The sequence below is a fragment of the Arthrobacter sp. KUASC02 genome (assembly GCF_059739395.1).
Genome location: NZ_AP046053.1, coordinates 1961949 through 1977371, shown reverse-complemented (window position 1 = coordinate 1977371; position 15423 = coordinate 1961949). Strand labels below are relative to the sequence as shown.

Below are 15423 nucleotides of genomic sequence, written 5' to 3'. Positions count from 1 at the left end.
AACCACCGACCACAAGAAGGTTCGCAAGCATGACGATGAAGTCCACCGCAGAGCGCCCATCCACTTCGCTCGGCCACAGCATGAAACCCCGCCAGCTGACCATGATGGGGCTGGGCAGCGCCATCGGGGCGGGCCTGTTCCTCGGCTCAGGCGCTGGCGTCCAGGCCGCGGGGCCGGCCGTCCTGATCTCCTACCTCGTGGCCGGCACGCTGATCATCCTGGTCATGTGGGCGTTGGGCGAAATGGCTGCCGCCAACCCGAACAGCGGAGCATTCTCGGTGTACGCGGAAAAGGCCATGGGCAGGACTGCCGGCGCAACCGTGGGGTGGCTGTGGTGGCTGCAGCTGGTAGTGGTCATCGCCGCCGAAGCCCTCGGCGCGGCGGGCCTCCTTTTTACGGTGTGGCCGGTGATTCCCGTCTGGGTGCTCTCCCTGGTGTTCATGGCCCTCTTCACCGCCATCAACCTGGCCGGCGTGAACAACTTCGGCGAATTCGAGTTCTGGTTCGCCATCCTCAAGGTGGCCGCAATCCTGATGTTCCTGGGGATCGGCACGGCGCTCCTGCTGGGCCTGCTGCCTGACGCACCAAGCCCGGGCCTGGGCAACATCACCGGAAACTTCGCCCCCGCCGGCCTCGGCGGAATTGCCACTGCGCTGTTCGTGGTGATCTTCGCCTTCGGCGGCACCGAGATCGTCAGCGTTGCCGCCGCCGAAACCGAAAACCCCCGCCACAGTGTGGCCCAGGCGATCCGTACGGTGCTGTGGCGGATCCTGGTGTTCTACATCGGCTCGGTCTTTGTCATTGCCGCCGTCCTGCCCGCGACCTCCGCATCCCTCGCCTCGCCGTTCGCCGGCGTCCTCGATGCCGCACGGATTCCGGGAGCCGGCACGGCCATTACCCTGGTGGCCGTCATTGCACTGCTGTCCGCGCTCAACGCGAACCTCTACGGCGCGTCCCGCATGATCTATTCGCTGGCCCAGCGCGAGGAAGCCCCGCGTTTCCTATCGAAGCTGAACAAGGCCAGGGTGCCCATGATTGCCGTGGGCGTCTCCGTGGCCTTCGGCTTCATCGCCGCCGTACTGGAACTCCTCTTCCCGGAACAGATCCTCCCGGCACTCTTCCAGCTGGTGGGCTCAACCTGCCTGATGGTCTGGGGCTCCGCCCTCGTCTCCCAGCTGATCCTGCGCCGCAAGGCGGATCGAGAGGGCACCGAGCTTCCGCTCCGGATGAAGGGCTTCCCGGGCCTGACGATCTTCGGGCTGGTCCTGCTGGCCCTGATCTTCGCCGTAGGTTTCAGCAGCCCCGAGAGCAGCCGCCAGCTGGTGAGCACCATCATCCTGGTCGCCGCGATTGCAGCGGCCTGCAAGATCGGCGCCAAGGTCACAGCGTCCCGCCAGGGCAGCGAAGCCAGGTAGCTTCCGCCCAAGTAAGTAGCAGCAGGTGTCGTTTTGAGCCCTCAAAACGACACCTGCTGCTACCCAGTTGGGGAATGGCCGCAGGGAGGCTGCGTGCAGCAATCCAGGCTCACTTAGCAAATTGCTAAGCGATACGGTCCATGCCATGGCAGCTTTTCGCAATCTGGTCAGTGGATCCTGAACTGATTGCCCGGCCTTTCGCCCGTGACTAGGGTCACAACCATGGATACCTTGCCTTCCCCTTTCAGCGGCAACGACGCCGGGCAACTGTCGGGACCACGTTCCGAACCCCTGACCGCCGAGCAGCTTCGCGAGCTGTATTCGCTGATGGTGGCAGTCCGGCACCTGGACTCCTCGGCCATCGCCTGGCAGCGCCAGGGGATCATCCCCGGCTATGCCCCGGAACTTGGCCAGGAGGCCGCGCAGGTGGGAAGCGGCTACGCCGTGGACACCACCCGGGACTTTGTCTTCCCCACCTACCGCGAAATGGGTGTGGCCAGGGCCATGGGCGTGGACATGGTGGCCTATATGTCCACGCACAAGGCCACGTGGCACGGCGGGCTCTATGACCCGCTGCAGTCCCGGCTCGCACCCATCCAGGCCGTGGTGGGCGGGTCGGTGCTCCACGCCGTGGGCTGGGCCCACGGCCAGACGCTGGATCAGAAGGACGGCGTGGCCATGACGTACTTCGGCGACGGCGCGTCGTCCCAGGGCGACATCCACGAGGCGATGAACTTCGCGGCGGTCATGAAGGCTCCAGTCGTCTTTTTCGTCCAGAACAACGGCTGGGCCATCTCGGTCCCCACCGAACGCCAGGTAGCCGGCGGCTCCGTCGCAGCCCGGGCCGCAGGCTACGGCATGCCGGCACTGAGGATCGACGGGAACGACGTCGTTGCCGTGGTCGAAGCGACGCGGCGCGCCTTCGCGCATGCGCGTGCCGGCAACGGTCCGGTGCTCATTGAGGCCATGACCTACCGCCGCGGCCCGCACTCCACTTCCGATGACCCGGGACGGTACCGGTCGCTCAATGAAGAGCGCGACGACGCCGGCGAAGACCCGCTGGAACGGTTCCGGAGGCGGCTGCTCGCCGACGGTGTTGCCGACGAAGCCTTCTTCGCCGAAGCACTCGCAGCCGCCAAAGCCGAGGAGGAACACATCCGTGCCGGGATCCAGGCGCTCGGCTCCCGCCCGGGCACCGAAATGTTCGACCTGGTCTTCCAGGAAACCACCCTTGCACTGCAGGCCCAGGCCGCCAACTGGCGCGAGGAGTCCGAACATGTCTAATGCCATCCTTGAAAGCGGGGCCGCCATGGCTGACGGAACTCCACGCCGCGGAGTTGAACAATTGTCCATGCAACAGGCACTGAACCTTGCCCTGGACGAGGTGCTCGCCGCGAACCCGAAAGCGCTGGTCTTCGGTGAGGACTGCGGCCGGCTCGGCGGCGTTTTCCGCGTTACGGACGGCCTCCAGGCGAAGTACGGAACCGGCAGGGTCTTTGACACGCCGCTCGCCGAGTCCGGCATCCTCGGCATGTCCGTGGGGCTGGCCATGGCCGGCTTCCATTCCATCCCGGAGGTCCAGTTCGACGGCTTCGCCTACCCGGCCATCAACCAGATCGTCTGCCAGATTGCCCGGATGAACTACCGCAGCCGCGGCACCATGCCGATGCCCATCACCCTGCGCGTACCCAGCTTCGGCGGCATCCGCGCCCCCGAACACCACGGCGAAAGCCTCGAGGCGCTCTTCGCGCACGTGCCGGGCCTGAAGGTGGTCTCGCCGTCGAATCCGCACGAGGCATACCACCTGCTCAAGTACGCCGCCGCGCGGCCGGATCCCGTGGTCTTCATGGAACCGAAGTCCCGCTACTGGCAAAAAGGCGAGGTCGACTTCGACTCAGCGGACCCGGCAGGCTCCCCCGCCGGCGGTTCCCCCGCCGGCGCGAAGGTCGTGCGTGCCGGCCGCCACCTCACGCTCGTCGCCTGGGGCGCCATGGTGGCACGCTGCCTGCAGGTGGCCGAACTGGCCGCCGAGGACGGGATCGACATCGAGGTCCTCGACCTGCGCTGGCTGAAGCCCATCGATGAAGCCGCGCTGGCGGCGTCCGTACGGAAGACCCGGCGCGCCGTCGTCGTCCATGAAGCGCCGCTCACCTCCGGGCTTGGCGCCGAAGTGGCCCAGCTCATCACGCAGGCCCGCTTCGACACGCTCAAGGCCCCCGTGGAGCGCGTCACCGGCTTCGACGTGCCGTATCCCTCGGGCGATCTGGAAGATGAATACATCCCGAACATTGACCGGATCCTCTTCGGCATCCAGCGAGTATTGGAGTACAAACGTGGCTGAAATTTCCTTCCCGCTCCCCGACCTCGGCGAGGGCCTGATCGAGGCAACTGTGCTGGAATGGCTGGTTTCCCCGGGCGACCAGGTGGAGCGCAACCAGCCGCTGGTCGAAGTGGAAACCACCAAATCCGCTGTTGAACTGCCCAGTCCGCAGGCAGGTAAAGTGGTGCGTATCCACGGCGGGCCCGGTGACAAGATCAATGTCGGCGAGCCCCTGATTGTGTTTGAGGTGCCGGACAACACTGCCGGCATCGTGGGCACGGTCCCGAAGGAAGAGGCACCAAAGCGCCGGGTCCGCCTGAGCGCCGTACTTGATGAGGACTGACACCATGAGCGGCAGGCACACCGGCGAGCAGCACCACCACACCGTGGAGGGCACCGACCCCCAGCTTTACGTGGAGGTGCACGAGCCGGAAGCCGACGCCGGGTTGCGCCCGGTCCTGCTGCTGCACGGATTCTCCTCCTCCACCAAGCTCAACTGGCAGGACACCGGCTGGCTGGCCGCCCTGCTGGAAGCCGGCCGCCGCGTCATCACCGTTGACCTGCCCGGCCACGGCCGCAGCGGGGCGCCGGAAGACATGGACTCGTACAGCCCCAGCCGGATCCGCGCGGACCTCCTGCAGGTGGCGTTCGACGCCGGCGTCCGCCCGTTGCGGGACGGCGACCCCGCCAGCGGGCTCGACGTGATCGGCTACTCCCTGGGGTCCCGGCTCGCTTGGGAATTCGGCGCCACGCAGCCGGAGCTCGTTCACCGCCTGGTGCTCGGCGGCCCCAACATTGCCGATCCGCTGGCGGCCTTTGACCTGGTGGCCGCACAGCGCTACCTTGCGGACGGCACGCCCATCGCGGACGAGTCCACGGCGGGGCTGCTGAAGATGGCCCAGGGGCTGCCCAGCAACAACATCTTTGCGCTGTTGTCGCTCGTGGAGGCGATCAAGGGGGAACCCTTCGACCCGGCCGAAGCCATTCCCCACATGCCCATGCTGCTCGTGGCCGGGGAGAAGGACGACCGCGCCGCGACCATGCCCGAGCTCGCCGAACTGGGCGCCAAATCAGGGGCGCTCGTGGAGCAGCTGCTGATTCCCGGCCGCAACCACAGCAATGTGATCACCAGCAGGACGTTCAAGCAGGCTGCAACGGAGTTCCTGGGGGTTTAGTTCCTGGCACAAAAACGGCGGGCGCGGACCGAAGTGGTCCGCGCCCGCCGTCGTGCTTGTCAGGAAGGCTGCACTGTCAGGAAGGCTGCACTGTCAGCCTGCCGCCTAGTGGTGGCTGCTGACGCCCAGCGGGCGGCCCTTGGTTTCGCCGGCCAGGAGAACACCGACTGCGGAAATCACACACAGGATCATGATGTAGATGCCGATGGAGCCGGTCCACTTGGTGCTCTGCATCAGCGACTCGGCGATGGTGGCCGCGAACGCACCGCCCAGGATGGCACCGAATGCGTAGCCGATGGAAATGCCCGAGTAGCGCACGTTGGCGGGGAACATTTCGGCGTACATGGCGGACATCGGACCGTAGGACAGCCCGAGGCCGACGGTGAGCACAAAGAGCGCCACGCCGTACAGCATGATGTTCTTCGTGTCGATCAGGGCAAACATCGGGATCATCCAGGCGAACACAATGCCGTAGCCGATCAGGAACGTCTTGACCCGGCCGATCTTGTCGGAGAGCCAGCCGCCCACGAGCGTGAAGATCAGCCAGCCGAACGAAGCCAGGGTGGTGGCCAGCAGGATCTCGGCGACCGGCATCTTCAGCGTCTTCGTGGCATAGGAGATGAAGAACGCGATCAGCAGGTAGCCCGCCGCGTTGTTGCCGATGAAGATCATGGTGGAGTAGAGAACGGACTTCTTGTGGGACTTGATCAGCTGTCCCAGCGGAGCCCTGGCCTTTTCCTTGCGCTCGATCATTTCCTTGAAGACCGGGCTTTCGGCCACCGCGCGGCGGATCAGGTAGCCCACCACGATCAGCACGATGGACAGCAGGAACGGCACACGCCAGCCCCAGGCCGCGAAGTCTTCCTTGGACATGCTGGTGTTCAGGAAGTACAGCAGGCCCGTGGCCAGGATCATGCCGACGGGAACGCCGATCTGCGGGTAGGCGCCAAACAGGCCGCGCTTGCTCTTGGGAGCGTGCTCCACGGCCATCAGCGCCGCGCCGCCCCATTCGCCACCGGCGGAGAAGCCCTGGATGATGCGGAGGGTGATCAGGAGGATCGGAGCCCAGACACCGATCTGGGCATACGTCGGCAGCATACCGATCAGGGCGGTGGCCGCACCCATCATGATGAGGGTGAAGACCAGCATGGCCTTGCGGCCCAGGCGGTCGCCCAGGTGGCCCGCGATAACGGCGCCGAGCGGACGGAACAGGAAGCTGATGCCGATCAGCGCGAAGGAAAGAATCTGCGCAAGGCCGGGGTTGGACTGCTGCAGCGGGGTCAGGAACAGCGGGGACAGCAGCGTTGCCGTCAGCTGGGCGAAGATGAAGAAGTCGTACCACTCGATGGTGGTACCGACCAGCGTCCCTGCGAGGACTTTGCGTTCCTCATGCTTGCTGCTGGGACCCGCCTCTGAATCGACGTGTGAAGTTGCGGTCATTGGAACTCCGTGGCTGTGGGCAGTGCCTGGTAGTGCTACTGCCGAATGTGGATTGACGCCGAGCGAATTACCGATCGAACGGTCAGTTGGTATGAGGATACTCGAATGTGTGACAAAGCGCACTAGGACTTTTGGGCCAACATGGACGCCGGGCTCGTGGGCGGCGGCAACATGGACCCGGCGGGCCGGACGGTCAGTCCGGCCTGCTCAGGAATTCACGGACCCTGGCCCGGACCGGTTCGCGGTCATAGGTGTTGACGAGGGCACCGGCCATCCGAACGGGATCACCGAAGAAAAAGTACTCATAGAGGGACTGCCGGCCCGAGAACCCTGAGATGGAGGCATCAAAGGCCAGCTTGAACAGGCGGACCCGCTCGGGGCCGGTGAGGGTCTTACCCTGCAGGTACATGTCGATGTCCGCTCTGGCCCCGCTGTTGACATCGGCCTCACCCGGCAGCGCCATCAGCCCGGATGCGGAGAACTTCCGGATGATCTGCGGGAAGCGCTGGGCGATTTTGGGGTACCAGTTCCGGGCGGCATTGAGCGTGGTCCACTTGGGCAGCATCACGCCCGCGTCGTTGAGGCTGGCGTCAGCTTCCGATGCGCGAACCAGGGCCTTGCCGATTTCGACGTCGATGATCAGTTCGGCGATGTCCTCCTGGATGTGCTGGAAGCCGTCGATCCCGATGGACTCGGCCAGCTCCGACGCCAGGCCGAGGAAGAACTCGCTCTTGGCGATGGTCCGGGTGACCACCTGGTGTGTCATGAGGGCGCCCGCACCGGTCTCCGTGTAGAAGCTGTTGCAGAGCTCCGGGTGGCCGAGCATGAAGATCCGTTCGCCCGGCACGAATACGTTGTCGAAGATGGCCACCGCGTCCATTTCCTCGTAGCGCGAGGCCAGGGGCTCGTCATGGGTACTGCCGCCGTTGTACAGCGAGGTGCGGCAGAGGTACCGCAGGCCCGGAGCATCGTTGGGGATGGCGAACGCGTAGGAATACGGGGCGTCCTCCGGGGTGCCCCGCAGCACTGTGGAAGGGAACACCAGGAGTTCGTCGGCAATGGGGGCGATCGTGGCCAGCATCCGGGCACCGCTGATCACAATGCCGCCGTCCCGTTCCTCGACGATGTGGGCCGACAACTGTCCGCCCATCTGCTCGGAGCCCGAGACGGAGCGGTTGACCTGCGGCGGGATGAGCGTGTGCGTGGCCAGGACGTCATTTTCCCGCGCCCACTCGTAGTAGTTGCGGATGTTTTCGCCGAACTTGGGGTCGGCCTGCGAGAACCATTTCTCCGCGGTACTGAGCGCCGTCAGGGATGAGTTCATATAGTCCCCTGAGCGGCCCAGGAAGCCGTTGGAGGACTCGGCCCAGGTGGAAATGGCCCGGCGCCGGCGCTGCAGGTCCTCGATGGTCCGGGGAACCAGGAAGGACGCGTTCACCAGGTCGCCGGTGGAGGGCGAGGTGTATGTCAGCGCCTCCTGGTACGCGGGGTCGTGCTGCATGTCGAAGAGCTTCGCGTAGGACCTGGCCACGTTGTGGAACGCCGGATGCTCAGCGACCTTTTCACTGACCACCTCCCCGTCGATCACCACATGGGGCTTCATGGCGTTGAGCTTGTCCAGGTATTGCCGGCCGGTGCGGATACCCATTGTTCTTCCTCCAGTCCTCGTTGAGCTGCAGCGGGTTTGTTCGGATAGGGGTGCCGGGCTAGAGGAGGTCCTCCATGCCCAGCTCCCGGTCCGGGATGGTGGTGTAGGTGCCGTTGGCAAACGCCAGGGCGTCGCCGTGGCGGTAGTCGAAGTCCGCCACCTCGCCGAGATACAGGGTGTGGTCGCCGCCTTCGTAGGCAGCCCAGGGCCTGCACTCGAAGTACGCCAAGACCCCGGCGAGGCGCGGCGCCGTGGCACCCTCCACCCACCGGGGTTCGTACCCGGGGCGGCCGGCGAAATGCGTGGCGAGGTGCCGCTGCTCGGCCCCCAGGATGTTCACCGTGAACGGACGGCCGGCAAGCTCATCGTGCGCCTTGGCGGTCCGGGCAATGCTGACCAGGACCAGGGGCGGCTCCATGGACACGGACGTAAACGAGTTCACGGTGATGCCGTGGCGCTTGGTGGCGCCGTCGAAGGTCACGATCGCGACGCCGGTGGCAAACCTGCCGAGGCTCCCGCGGAAATGGTGGTCCTTCGGCGTAGACGTCCTGCCCGCAACTTCGGAGGCCTCTCCCGGACGTGGTGTGGAAATCATCATTGATCCCTTGGATTGTCTGCTCTATAGTCGATCTCGACGACCCAACTGTTCTATAGTTGAACATATAGTTCCCATATGGAACGCTAACCCAAAGTGGGGCGCAACACAAGACCCTCCGGGTGGAGCGCCCCGGAACCCGGCCTAGGATGGACAGCATGACTCAGACTGCCGGCGCCGGCACACAGGCCGCGACCGCCCAGGCTTCCCCGTCGCAGACCCTCTCGCGCGGGATCCGCGCGCTGGAAATTCTCGCGGAAGCAGAGCAGCCGCTCACCATTGCCGAACTTGCCGATGCGATGGGGGTCCACCGTTCCGTGGCCTACCGCATCCTGCGCACACTGGAGGATCACTCCCTGCTGGTCCGGGACGACTCCGGCAAGGTCCAGCCCGGCCCCGGACTGGCCGTCCTGGCGCGCGGCGTCTCGCGCAATCTGCAGTCGGCCGCATTGCCTGAGCTCACGCAGCTTGCCAACACCCTGAACATGACGGCCTTCGTCGCGGTGTGGGACCACCAGGACTGCATCACCCTGGTGACGGTGGAGCCCCGGCACTCGGCGGCCACCGTGGTCCAGCACCCCGGTTCACGGCACCCGATCAGCGCCGGCGCCCCGGGGATCGCCATCCAGTCCGCCCTCACGGAGCAGGGCTGGAACCTGCTGGCGCCGGACATCCCCTACCGGCCCGAGGCGGCCGAGGCCCGGAAACGCGGCTATGCGGCCAGCCACGATGAAGTCATTGCGGGGGTTTCCTCGCTGGCGGCCCCCATCAACGTGCCGGGCGGCCGCCCGGCCTCGGTCGCCGTCGTCTACATCCGCTCAACGCAGGACCCGGCTGAAGTGGCGGCCGCCCTGATGTCCAGCGCCGCGCGCATCGAAAAGCAGCTGCTCTAAGGCGCCGGCGTGCCGCTGGTTAGCGGCTGCCGGCCAGTTGGGTTCCGCGGCGGGCCTTGCCGTTTCGGAGGACGACGGCGGCGGCCGCCCCCAGCAGGAACAGCGCCGCTGCGGCGCATACCGGCACGAGGAATGCCGCCGAATACCCTTGGTGCTGCGCCAGCTGACCGGCAACGGAGGACCCCAGCGCCGTGCCGGCGACAATGCCGCTGGCGAGGGCTGTCATGACGGTTCCCAGCCGCCCGGCCGGGGCCACAACGCCGCCGATAGCGAATACGGTGACCATCAGCGGGCCCACCGGCAGTCCGAGGACGAGCAGCACCAGCACCATGGAGAACGCCGAAGCAGGCACCAGTAGGAGCACCGCGAGGCAGGCCATGAGCACGGCACTCACCATCCACCGTGCCGACAGGGTAAAGCGCGTCGGCCAGTAGGCAACGCTCAGCGCCGCGGCAGCCGAGCTCAGCCCCATGACCGCGTACAGCAGCCCGGCAAGTTCGGCCGTGGCAAAGCTTGCGGAGAAGGAGCTCAGGCCCGTCTGGGTGGAACCAAAGAAAGTTCCCATGCACACCATGGCCAGGAATGGCAGGGCAACGGCTGCCATGCCATTCCCGCGGGCGCTGGCTGTCCCGGAGCCTGCGACGGGACGGCGCCGGCGCACGCTCAGCGGCACGGCCAGATGGGTGCGGTGGACGGCGAATGCGGGCACCAAGGTGAGTGTCAGGGCCGCGGCGAGGGCAAGCGGAAGCCACGGAGCGACCAGGCTCGCAAGGATGCCCACCAACGCTGGGCCGAGGACGAACGTCAGTTCATCCGCGGTGCTTTCGTAGGACAGTGCCGCGTCCAGGTCCTTTGCATTCCCGGCCGTGCTGCCCCGGGCGGTCAGGGCCATCCAGCGGACCCGGGCCAGCGGGCCCACCTGGGGGCAGCTGGCTCCGGCAACGAAAGCCGCGACGAGGGCCGGTACAGCCGCGGCCAGATCCTGGCCGGACGGAACCAGGTATGCGGTAAGGATCAGGGCCACTACGGCGGCCGTGTTAAAGACTGCAGCAACCAGCAGCACCGGCCGCTGGCCGAGCCGGTCTGCCCAGGCCCCGAGCACTGGTGCTCCCAGTGCGGATCCGATTCCCACGGCCCCGGCTGCCGCTCCGCCGACCGCGTACGAGCCCGTGACGGCCGTGACCAGGGTCAGGGCGCCAACGGTCAGCATGGCCAGGGGAAGTCGGGCGAAGAGTCCCAGCGGGATGAAGCCCTTGCCGGCCAGCAGCGGAAGCCGGGCGTACCGGCCACCCCGGCTCGAATGGGCGCGCGGGAGATCCTGCTTGGCGTGTGGTGCGGGGTGCGCTGCGGCTTCGGCTGCACTGGCAGCTGCACTGGCAGCTGCACTGGCAGCTGCAGTGGTAGCTGCACTGGTAGCAGGGGAAGGTGCGGTGGATGCCTGCGAAAACATTGAAGTGGTCATTATTCCGGGTTCGCTCAAAGATGCGCATCGTCCCTCCTCCCGATGCGCGCGACCCGGTAACCCTTAAAGTGTAGCCGAGGCTCCGGAACGCCGGGCCCGGCCGGTGGAGCGTGGACTGGTGGAGCATGGAACCGCCGCGCCGGGCCCGAGACTCAGGCCACTGGGGCTCAGACCAGGGCGTCGTCGGAAATGTGCAGCGTGGAGCCGTTCCGCCCCTTGACCACCTGGAGCTGGGTGCTGATGCGCTGCTTCATTTCCGGCACGTGGCTCACCAGGCCGACCACCCGGCCGCCGTCGCGCAATCCCTCCAAAGCGTCCATGACCTGTTCCAGTGCCTGCTCGTCCAGGCTGCCGAAGCCCTCGTCCACGAAGAGTGTCTCGATGTCGACTCCGCCGGACTCCTGCTGCACCACGTCGGCGAGGCCAAGCGCCAGGGCCAGCGAGGCCATGAACGATTCACCGCCGGAGAGCGTGGACGTATCCCTGCGGTGCCCGGTCCACTGGTCCACCACCTCGAGGCCAAGGCCGGACTTGGCTCCCCGGGCAGCCTTGGCGTCCGTGTGCTGCAGGGTGTACCGGCCATCGCTCATTCCGACCAGCCGCTCGGACGCGGCGACGGCCACCTGCTCCAGCCTGGCCGCGAGCACGTAGCTGTTCAGGCTCATCCGGTAGGAGTTGTCGCCCGCCCCGCGGGCGGCGTCGGCCACCGCGGTGAGCAGCTCCGCGCGTTCCCGCGGACCCTGGCCTGAGGCTGCCAGCCGGGTGTAGTCCCCGGCAATCCGCCGGATGGATTGCACGGATTTGTCCGCGAGTCCGGCCGCGATGACGGCTTGCCGGGCGGCATGTTCCGCAGCGGTGTCCTCCGCGCGGAGCTCTTCGAGCACGCCTGGCTCAATCGGGCCGTCGGACGCCAGCTCGCGGGCGGCCTGTGTGAGTTCCTCACCGGCGAAGAGTTCGCCGACGCGGGCTGCTTCATCCTGGCCCGCCCGGATGGCGGCCTCTAGCGTGGCGGCGTGAGGGGCCGGGAGCAGGACTGATCGGGCCGCCTCTGCGGAGGCGAATCCGGACTCCGGAAGCGCCTGGTCCAGCTGCTGGCGTGCCTCCGTGCTCCGCAGCATGGCCTGTTCGAGACCGGTCCGCGCGGCGTCTGTTCGTTCCAGGAGGGCCGTGGACTGATCCAGTGAGGTGAGCCGGCTGCCAAGGGTCGGGTAGCCGGCACGCAGCTTCTGCAGCGTAGCCTCCAGCGCAGCTTCCTGTTCGAGGACCGCCGTGCGGGTGGACTCCGTCGTCGCAATGCTGGACTCAGCGGCCGCCTGCTTGGATTCGGCGGCTGCGACCTGTTCGTCCAGATCCGCCAGCCGCTCACGGCTGGCCACGAGTTCCGCTGCCGCCTGGACGGCCTCGCGCGCACGTTCTTTCGCCATGACGGCTTCGGTGCGGGCATCCTCCGGCGGGGTGTCGCCGCCCTGTGCGGCCAGGATTGCGACCTGCTGCCGGGCTTCGGCAAGCTCCTGGTCCAGCGTTGCGAGGACAGCTTCTGCCGCCTCACAAGCGTCCTGGGCTGCCTGTTCCGCTTCAGCGATGGCCAGCGCGGCCGTGGCCGCGGGCGCCGGCGAGGGGTGCTCAGGGCTGCCGCACACCGGGCACGGTGCGTCCGGCCTGAGCTGGGAAGCGAGCTCGGCAGCCGCGTTGGCGAGCCGCTCTTCCCGCAGATCCAGCCACCGCTGGCGGTGGTTTTGCTGATCGTCCCGGGCAACACGGTGCCGTTCGTCAACGCCCGAACATAGCCGCGCCGCCGTGGCGTACCGGCCGACGACGGCCACGAGTTCCTCTGCGGCGGCGGCTTCCTTGGTCCGCAGCTGGGCTTCGGCAGCCAGCTCCTCGAGGGGCGCCACACCAGCCAGCAGCCCGGCTGTTTCCACGCGCAGCGCCTCAAGGGCCACGGCGCCGGCACGCCGTCCCTCCCTCAACTGTTCCAGGGTGTTGCGAAGCTCTGTGCTACGGGCTGCCAGCCCGGACAGCCTGGCTTCGTCCGGCAGCCGTTCCTCGAGCACGGCGCGGAGGGAGCGCAGGCGGCTGAGTTCGCTGCGCAGGACTGCGGCTTCGAAGTAGGGTCCGCCTTCACTGCCGCCGGCGTGGCGGCTTGTGGTGGCGCCCGCTCCGTCGGCCAAGGCGGCAAGCTCGGGGTCCACGAGAACCGCGGCGTTCAATTCGGTGGCGGCGGCGGCCATGGCGCGGGATGCACGCTCTTCGGCGTCCCTCGCTTTGTCGACGGCCTGCAGTTGGCCGCCGAGCACTTCGGCCTTGCGGTGGAGGCCAAGCTGCCGGGCCTTTTCACCGAGTTCAGGGGCTGCGGCGTCTGCGGCCGATTTCCGCAGTTCCGCGGCGGCGAGTTTTGCCTGTCGGGCAGCACGTGCGGCCGCGGACTCAAGGCGCCGGGCGGCGCCGGCGCGCGCTGCCGCGGCCTGGTCCGCTTCGGCCTGCAATGTCCCGGCCCTGGCGGCGGCGGTGTCCTGCAGCCAGGCAAGAAGGTGGTCGGCGCCGTCCGGCACAGGCGGGGCGTCCTGCAGATCCTCGTCGGACGGGGCCGCCTCAGCCCGGGCCTGTGCCAGCAGCAGGTCCAACTGGTTGTTGAGGCCGGCCACCTCCGTGCGGGCCTCTGCCGCCTGACGCACCAGTTGCTGTTCGACAGCTTCGAACCGCTGCGTGCCGAAGAGGCTTTGAAGCAGCTCCAGCCGGTCGGAGGGCTTTGACCGGAGGAATGCAGCGAAGTCCCCCTGGGGCAGCATGACCACCCGGGTGAACTGCTCCCGGTCCATGCCCAGCACTGAACTGATTTCCGCTCCGGCCTCATCGTTCCGGCCGGACTTTTCTATCCATTGCCCGTCAACGCGTTCCCGCAGCAGCGTGTTGGCCTTCTGCTCCGTAAATCCGTTTTTTCCCCTGGCGCTGGGCCGGTTCCATGCAGGGATCCTGGAGACTTCAAAGCGCCGGCCTTTGGCAGAAAACTCGCAGGTGACCCGCGGTTCGGCGGCGGCATCCGCGTGATCGCTGCGGAGCCGCTTTCCGTCCTGGCGTGCGCCCGGCACCGACCCGTACAAGGCAAAGCAGATGGCATCCAGCACGCTGGTCTTGCCGGCGCCGGTTGCGCCGTTCAGCAGGAAAAGTCCATGAGTGCTGAGCCGGTCAAAGTCGATGTGCTCCGTGCCGGCGAAGGGGCCGAAGGCGGAGATTTCCAGTCGGTGGATCCTCATCGTGACATCTCCCCCAGACGCACGGCTTCGAGCGCTTCCGCGAGGGCAGCCGCCTCTAACTCATCGGTGCTGCGGCCCCGAACATGCTCCAGGAACCCGCAGCAGATGGACAGATCGTCATCCGCCGCGGCGAGCCTGGAGCTGTAACTCGTCGTGGTGGCGGCGGCGGCGCCTTCGGGATCGAAACCGAGGACCAGGGTGTCCGGAAAGCGGGCGCGCAGTTTGTCCATGGCCTGGGCGGGGCGCTGGGAGTCCGTCAAGGTGATCTGGCAATACGCGGTCTCGGCCCAGGCGTGCTCCTCGGCCGTGAGGAGGTGGTCCAGCGTGCCCCGCAGCACCGCGAGCGCGCGCGGCGCGTCCCATCGGACCTCCCTGACGTCGGTGATACCGGTGGCATCCACTTCGACCAGCCAGCCGCCTTTTCGGTGCTTCGCCTCTGAGAAGGAATAGGCAAGGGGTGAACCGGAGTAGCGCACGGTCGGCGACAACGACTGCCTCCCGTGCAGGTGCCCGAGCGCGGTGTAGGCAAAACCGTCGAAGAGATCCAGGGGGACCGCCCCGACTCCACCGATGCTCAGGTCCCGTTCACTGTCCGAGCTGATCCCGCCGCTCGCGAACGTATGGGCCAGCACGACGGAATGCACGGTCCTTCCGCTGGCACGGGTGGCCACATCGGCCCGGATCTTTGCCGTGGCCGCGCGCGTCACTTCGAAGTGGCTGGCGGGCTCAACGCCCAGCTGCTCGGCGACCAGCCTCGGCTCCAGCCACGGAATGCCGTAAATGGCCAGCAGCGGACCGTCCTCCGCCGTATCCAGCGGAAACAGCACCGGCACGTCGAGTTCGGCGAGCCGTGTACGCAGGTGCACTCCCCCGCGTTCCAGGAGCCGCGACGCGAAACCCAGGCGGATGGCGGAATCGTGGTTTCCGCTGGTGAGGACCACCTGCGCTCCGGCGTCCGTCAGGCGGACCAGGGCATCATCCAGGAGCCGGACCACGTCGACGCCGGGCAGGGCGCGATCGTAGACATCTCCGGCAATCAGGACGACGTCCACTTTCTCCGTGCTGACGAATTCGACCAGCTGGTCAATGAAGTCCTGCTGGGCGTCCAGCATGCCGACGCCGTGGAAGGACCGGCCCAGGTGCCAATCGGAAGTGTGCAATAACCGCATGTTCTTAAGCTATCCGCGGGTACCGACAGTTTTGCGGCACAGACACGGCTTG

12 protein-coding genes are annotated in these 15423 nt (G+C 67.0%); 6 read left to right on the top strand and 6 right to left on the bottom strand.

All coding sequences use genetic code 11. The features are described 5' to 3' along the window. The first annotated feature begins 29 nt into the window (after positions 1 to 29). From AC6JAC_RS09030 to AC6JAC_RS09010, 5 genes are all read left to right on the top strand, one after another. On the top strand, positions 30 to 1415 hold the full coding sequence (locus tag AC6JAC_RS09030) for an amino acid permease (RefSeq protein WP_497964369.1): 1386 nt from the start codon (positions 30 to 32) through the stop codon (positions 1413 to 1415). Positions 1416 to 1637: 222 nt separating this feature from the next. Then, a complete protein-coding gene (locus AC6JAC_RS09025) occupies positions 1638 to 2699 on the top strand; it encodes a thiamine pyrophosphate-dependent enzyme (protein ID WP_497964367.1) in 1062 nt (353 codons plus the stop codon). Continuing rightward, positions 2692 to 3756 carry an alpha-ketoacid dehydrogenase subunit beta gene (locus AC6JAC_RS09020; protein ID WP_497964365.1) on the top strand — a complete coding sequence of 355 codons (1065 nt, stop codon included), beginning with the start codon at positions 2692 to 2694 and terminating at the stop codon, positions 3754 to 3756. Before AC6JAC_RS09025 ends, AC6JAC_RS09020 begins: the two co-directional genes overlap by 8 nt. Beyond that, a complete protein-coding gene (locus tag AC6JAC_RS09015; RefSeq protein ID WP_043482513.1) occupies positions 3749 to 4078 on the top strand; it encodes a biotin/lipoyl-containing protein in 330 nt (109 codons plus the stop codon). The genes AC6JAC_RS09020 and AC6JAC_RS09015 overlap by 8 nt, the downstream gene beginning before the upstream one ends. A 4-nt stretch (positions 4079 to 4082) precedes the next feature. Next, the gene (locus AC6JAC_RS09010; protein ID WP_454698859.1) at positions 4083 to 4910 is read left to right on the top strand and encodes an alpha/beta fold hydrolase; all 828 of its coding nucleotides are present in this window, start codon (positions 4083 to 4085) and stop codon (positions 4908 to 4910) included. 105 nt (positions 4911 to 5015) lie between these two features. Here the strand turns inward: AC6JAC_RS09010 and AC6JAC_RS09005 are convergent, their stop codons facing one another. From AC6JAC_RS09005 to AC6JAC_RS08995, 3 genes are all read right to left on the bottom strand, one after another. Beyond that, complete coding sequence (locus AC6JAC_RS09005; protein WP_497964363.1) at positions 5016 to 6350, bottom strand: MFS transporter; 1335 nt, start codon at positions 6348 to 6350, stop codon at positions 5016 to 5018. A 193-nt stretch (positions 6351 to 6543) separates the two neighbouring features. Then, positions 6544 to 7998 carry a 4-hydroxyphenylacetate 3-monooxygenase, oxygenase component gene (gene hpaB / locus AC6JAC_RS09000; RefSeq protein ID WP_497964361.1) on the bottom strand — a complete coding sequence of 485 codons (1455 nt, stop codon included), beginning with the start codon at positions 7996 to 7998 and terminating at the stop codon, positions 6544 to 6546. Between the two features lie 58 nt (positions 7999 to 8056). Beyond that, on the bottom strand, positions 8057 to 8593 hold the full coding sequence (locus AC6JAC_RS08995; protein ID WP_497964359.1) for a flavin reductase family protein: 537 nt from the start codon (positions 8591 to 8593) through the stop codon (positions 8057 to 8059). A gap of 158 nt (positions 8594 to 8751) precedes the next feature. On the opposite strand from AC6JAC_RS08995, the gene AC6JAC_RS08990 reads away from it, so the two are divergent. After that, positions 8752 to 9486: an IclR family transcriptional regulator gene (locus tag AC6JAC_RS08990; RefSeq protein WP_497964357.1), complete on the top strand. Its 735-nt coding sequence runs from the start codon at positions 8752 to 8754 to the stop codon at positions 9484 to 9486. Between the two features lie 19 nt (positions 9487 to 9505). Here the strand turns inward: AC6JAC_RS08990 and AC6JAC_RS08985 are convergent, their stop codons facing one another. The 3 genes from AC6JAC_RS08985 to AC6JAC_RS08975 all read right to left on the bottom strand — a co-directional run bounded on the left by AC6JAC_RS08985 (position 9506) and on the right by AC6JAC_RS08975 (position 15371). Further along, positions 9506 to 10936 (bottom strand): MFS transporter, encoded by a 1431-nt coding sequence (locus tag AC6JAC_RS08985; RefSeq protein ID WP_497964355.1) that lies wholly within the window; start codon positions 10934 to 10936, stop codon positions 9506 to 9508. A 179-nt stretch (positions 10937 to 11115) separates the two neighbouring features. Continuing rightward, on the bottom strand, positions 11116 to 14202 hold the full coding sequence (locus AC6JAC_RS08980; protein WP_497964353.1) for an AAA family ATPase: 3087 nt from the start codon (positions 14200 to 14202) through the stop codon (positions 11116 to 11118). Next, on the bottom strand, positions 14199 to 15371 hold the full coding sequence (locus AC6JAC_RS08975) for an exonuclease SbcCD subunit D (RefSeq protein WP_497964351.1): 1173 nt from the start codon (positions 15369 to 15371) through the stop codon (positions 14199 to 14201). The genes AC6JAC_RS08980 and AC6JAC_RS08975 overlap by 4 nt, the downstream gene beginning before the upstream one ends. Positions 15372 to 15423 lie beyond the last annotated feature (52 nt).

Bases quoted from the DNA above. Each gene is read 5' to 3' on its own strand.
- AC6JAC_RS09030 (WP_497964369.1), top strand. From the start codon at position 30: ATGACGATGAAGTCCACCGCAGAGCGCCCATCCACTTCGCTCGGCCAC.
- AC6JAC_RS09025 (WP_497964367.1), top strand. From the start codon at position 1,638: ATGGATACCTTGCCTTCCCCTTTCAGCGGCAACGACGCCGGGCAACTG.
- AC6JAC_RS09020 (WP_497964365.1), top strand. From the start codon at position 2,692: ATGTCTAATGCCATCCTTGAAAGCGGGGCCGCCATGGCTGACGGAACT.
- AC6JAC_RS09010 (WP_454698859.1), top strand. From the start codon at position 4,083: ATGAGCGGCAGGCACACCGGCGAGCAGCACCACCACACCGTGGAGGGC.
- AC6JAC_RS09005 (WP_497964363.1), bottom strand. From the start codon at position 6,350: ATGACCGCAACTTCACACGTCGATTCAGAGGCGGGTCCCAGCAGCAAG.
- hpaB (WP_497964361.1), bottom strand. From the start codon at position 7,998: ATGGGTATCCGCACCGGCCGGCAATACCTGGACAAGCTCAACGCCATG.
- AC6JAC_RS08995 (WP_497964359.1), bottom strand. From the start codon at position 8,593: ATGATTTCCACACCACGTCCGGGAGAGGCCTCCGAAGTTGCGGGCAGG.
- AC6JAC_RS08990 (WP_497964357.1), top strand. From the start codon at position 8,752: ATGACTCAGACTGCCGGCGCCGGCACACAGGCCGCGACCGCCCAGGCT.
- AC6JAC_RS08985 (WP_497964355.1), bottom strand. From the start codon at position 10,936: ATGTTTTCGCAGGCATCCACCGCACCTTCCCCTGCTACCAGTGCAGCT.
- AC6JAC_RS08980 (WP_497964353.1), bottom strand. From the start codon at position 14,202: ATGAGGATCCACCGACTGGAAATCTCCGCCTTCGGCCCCTTCGCCGGC.
- AC6JAC_RS08975 (WP_497964351.1), bottom strand. From the start codon at position 15,371: ATGCGGTTATTGCACACTTCCGATTGGCACCTGGGCCGGTCCTTCCAC.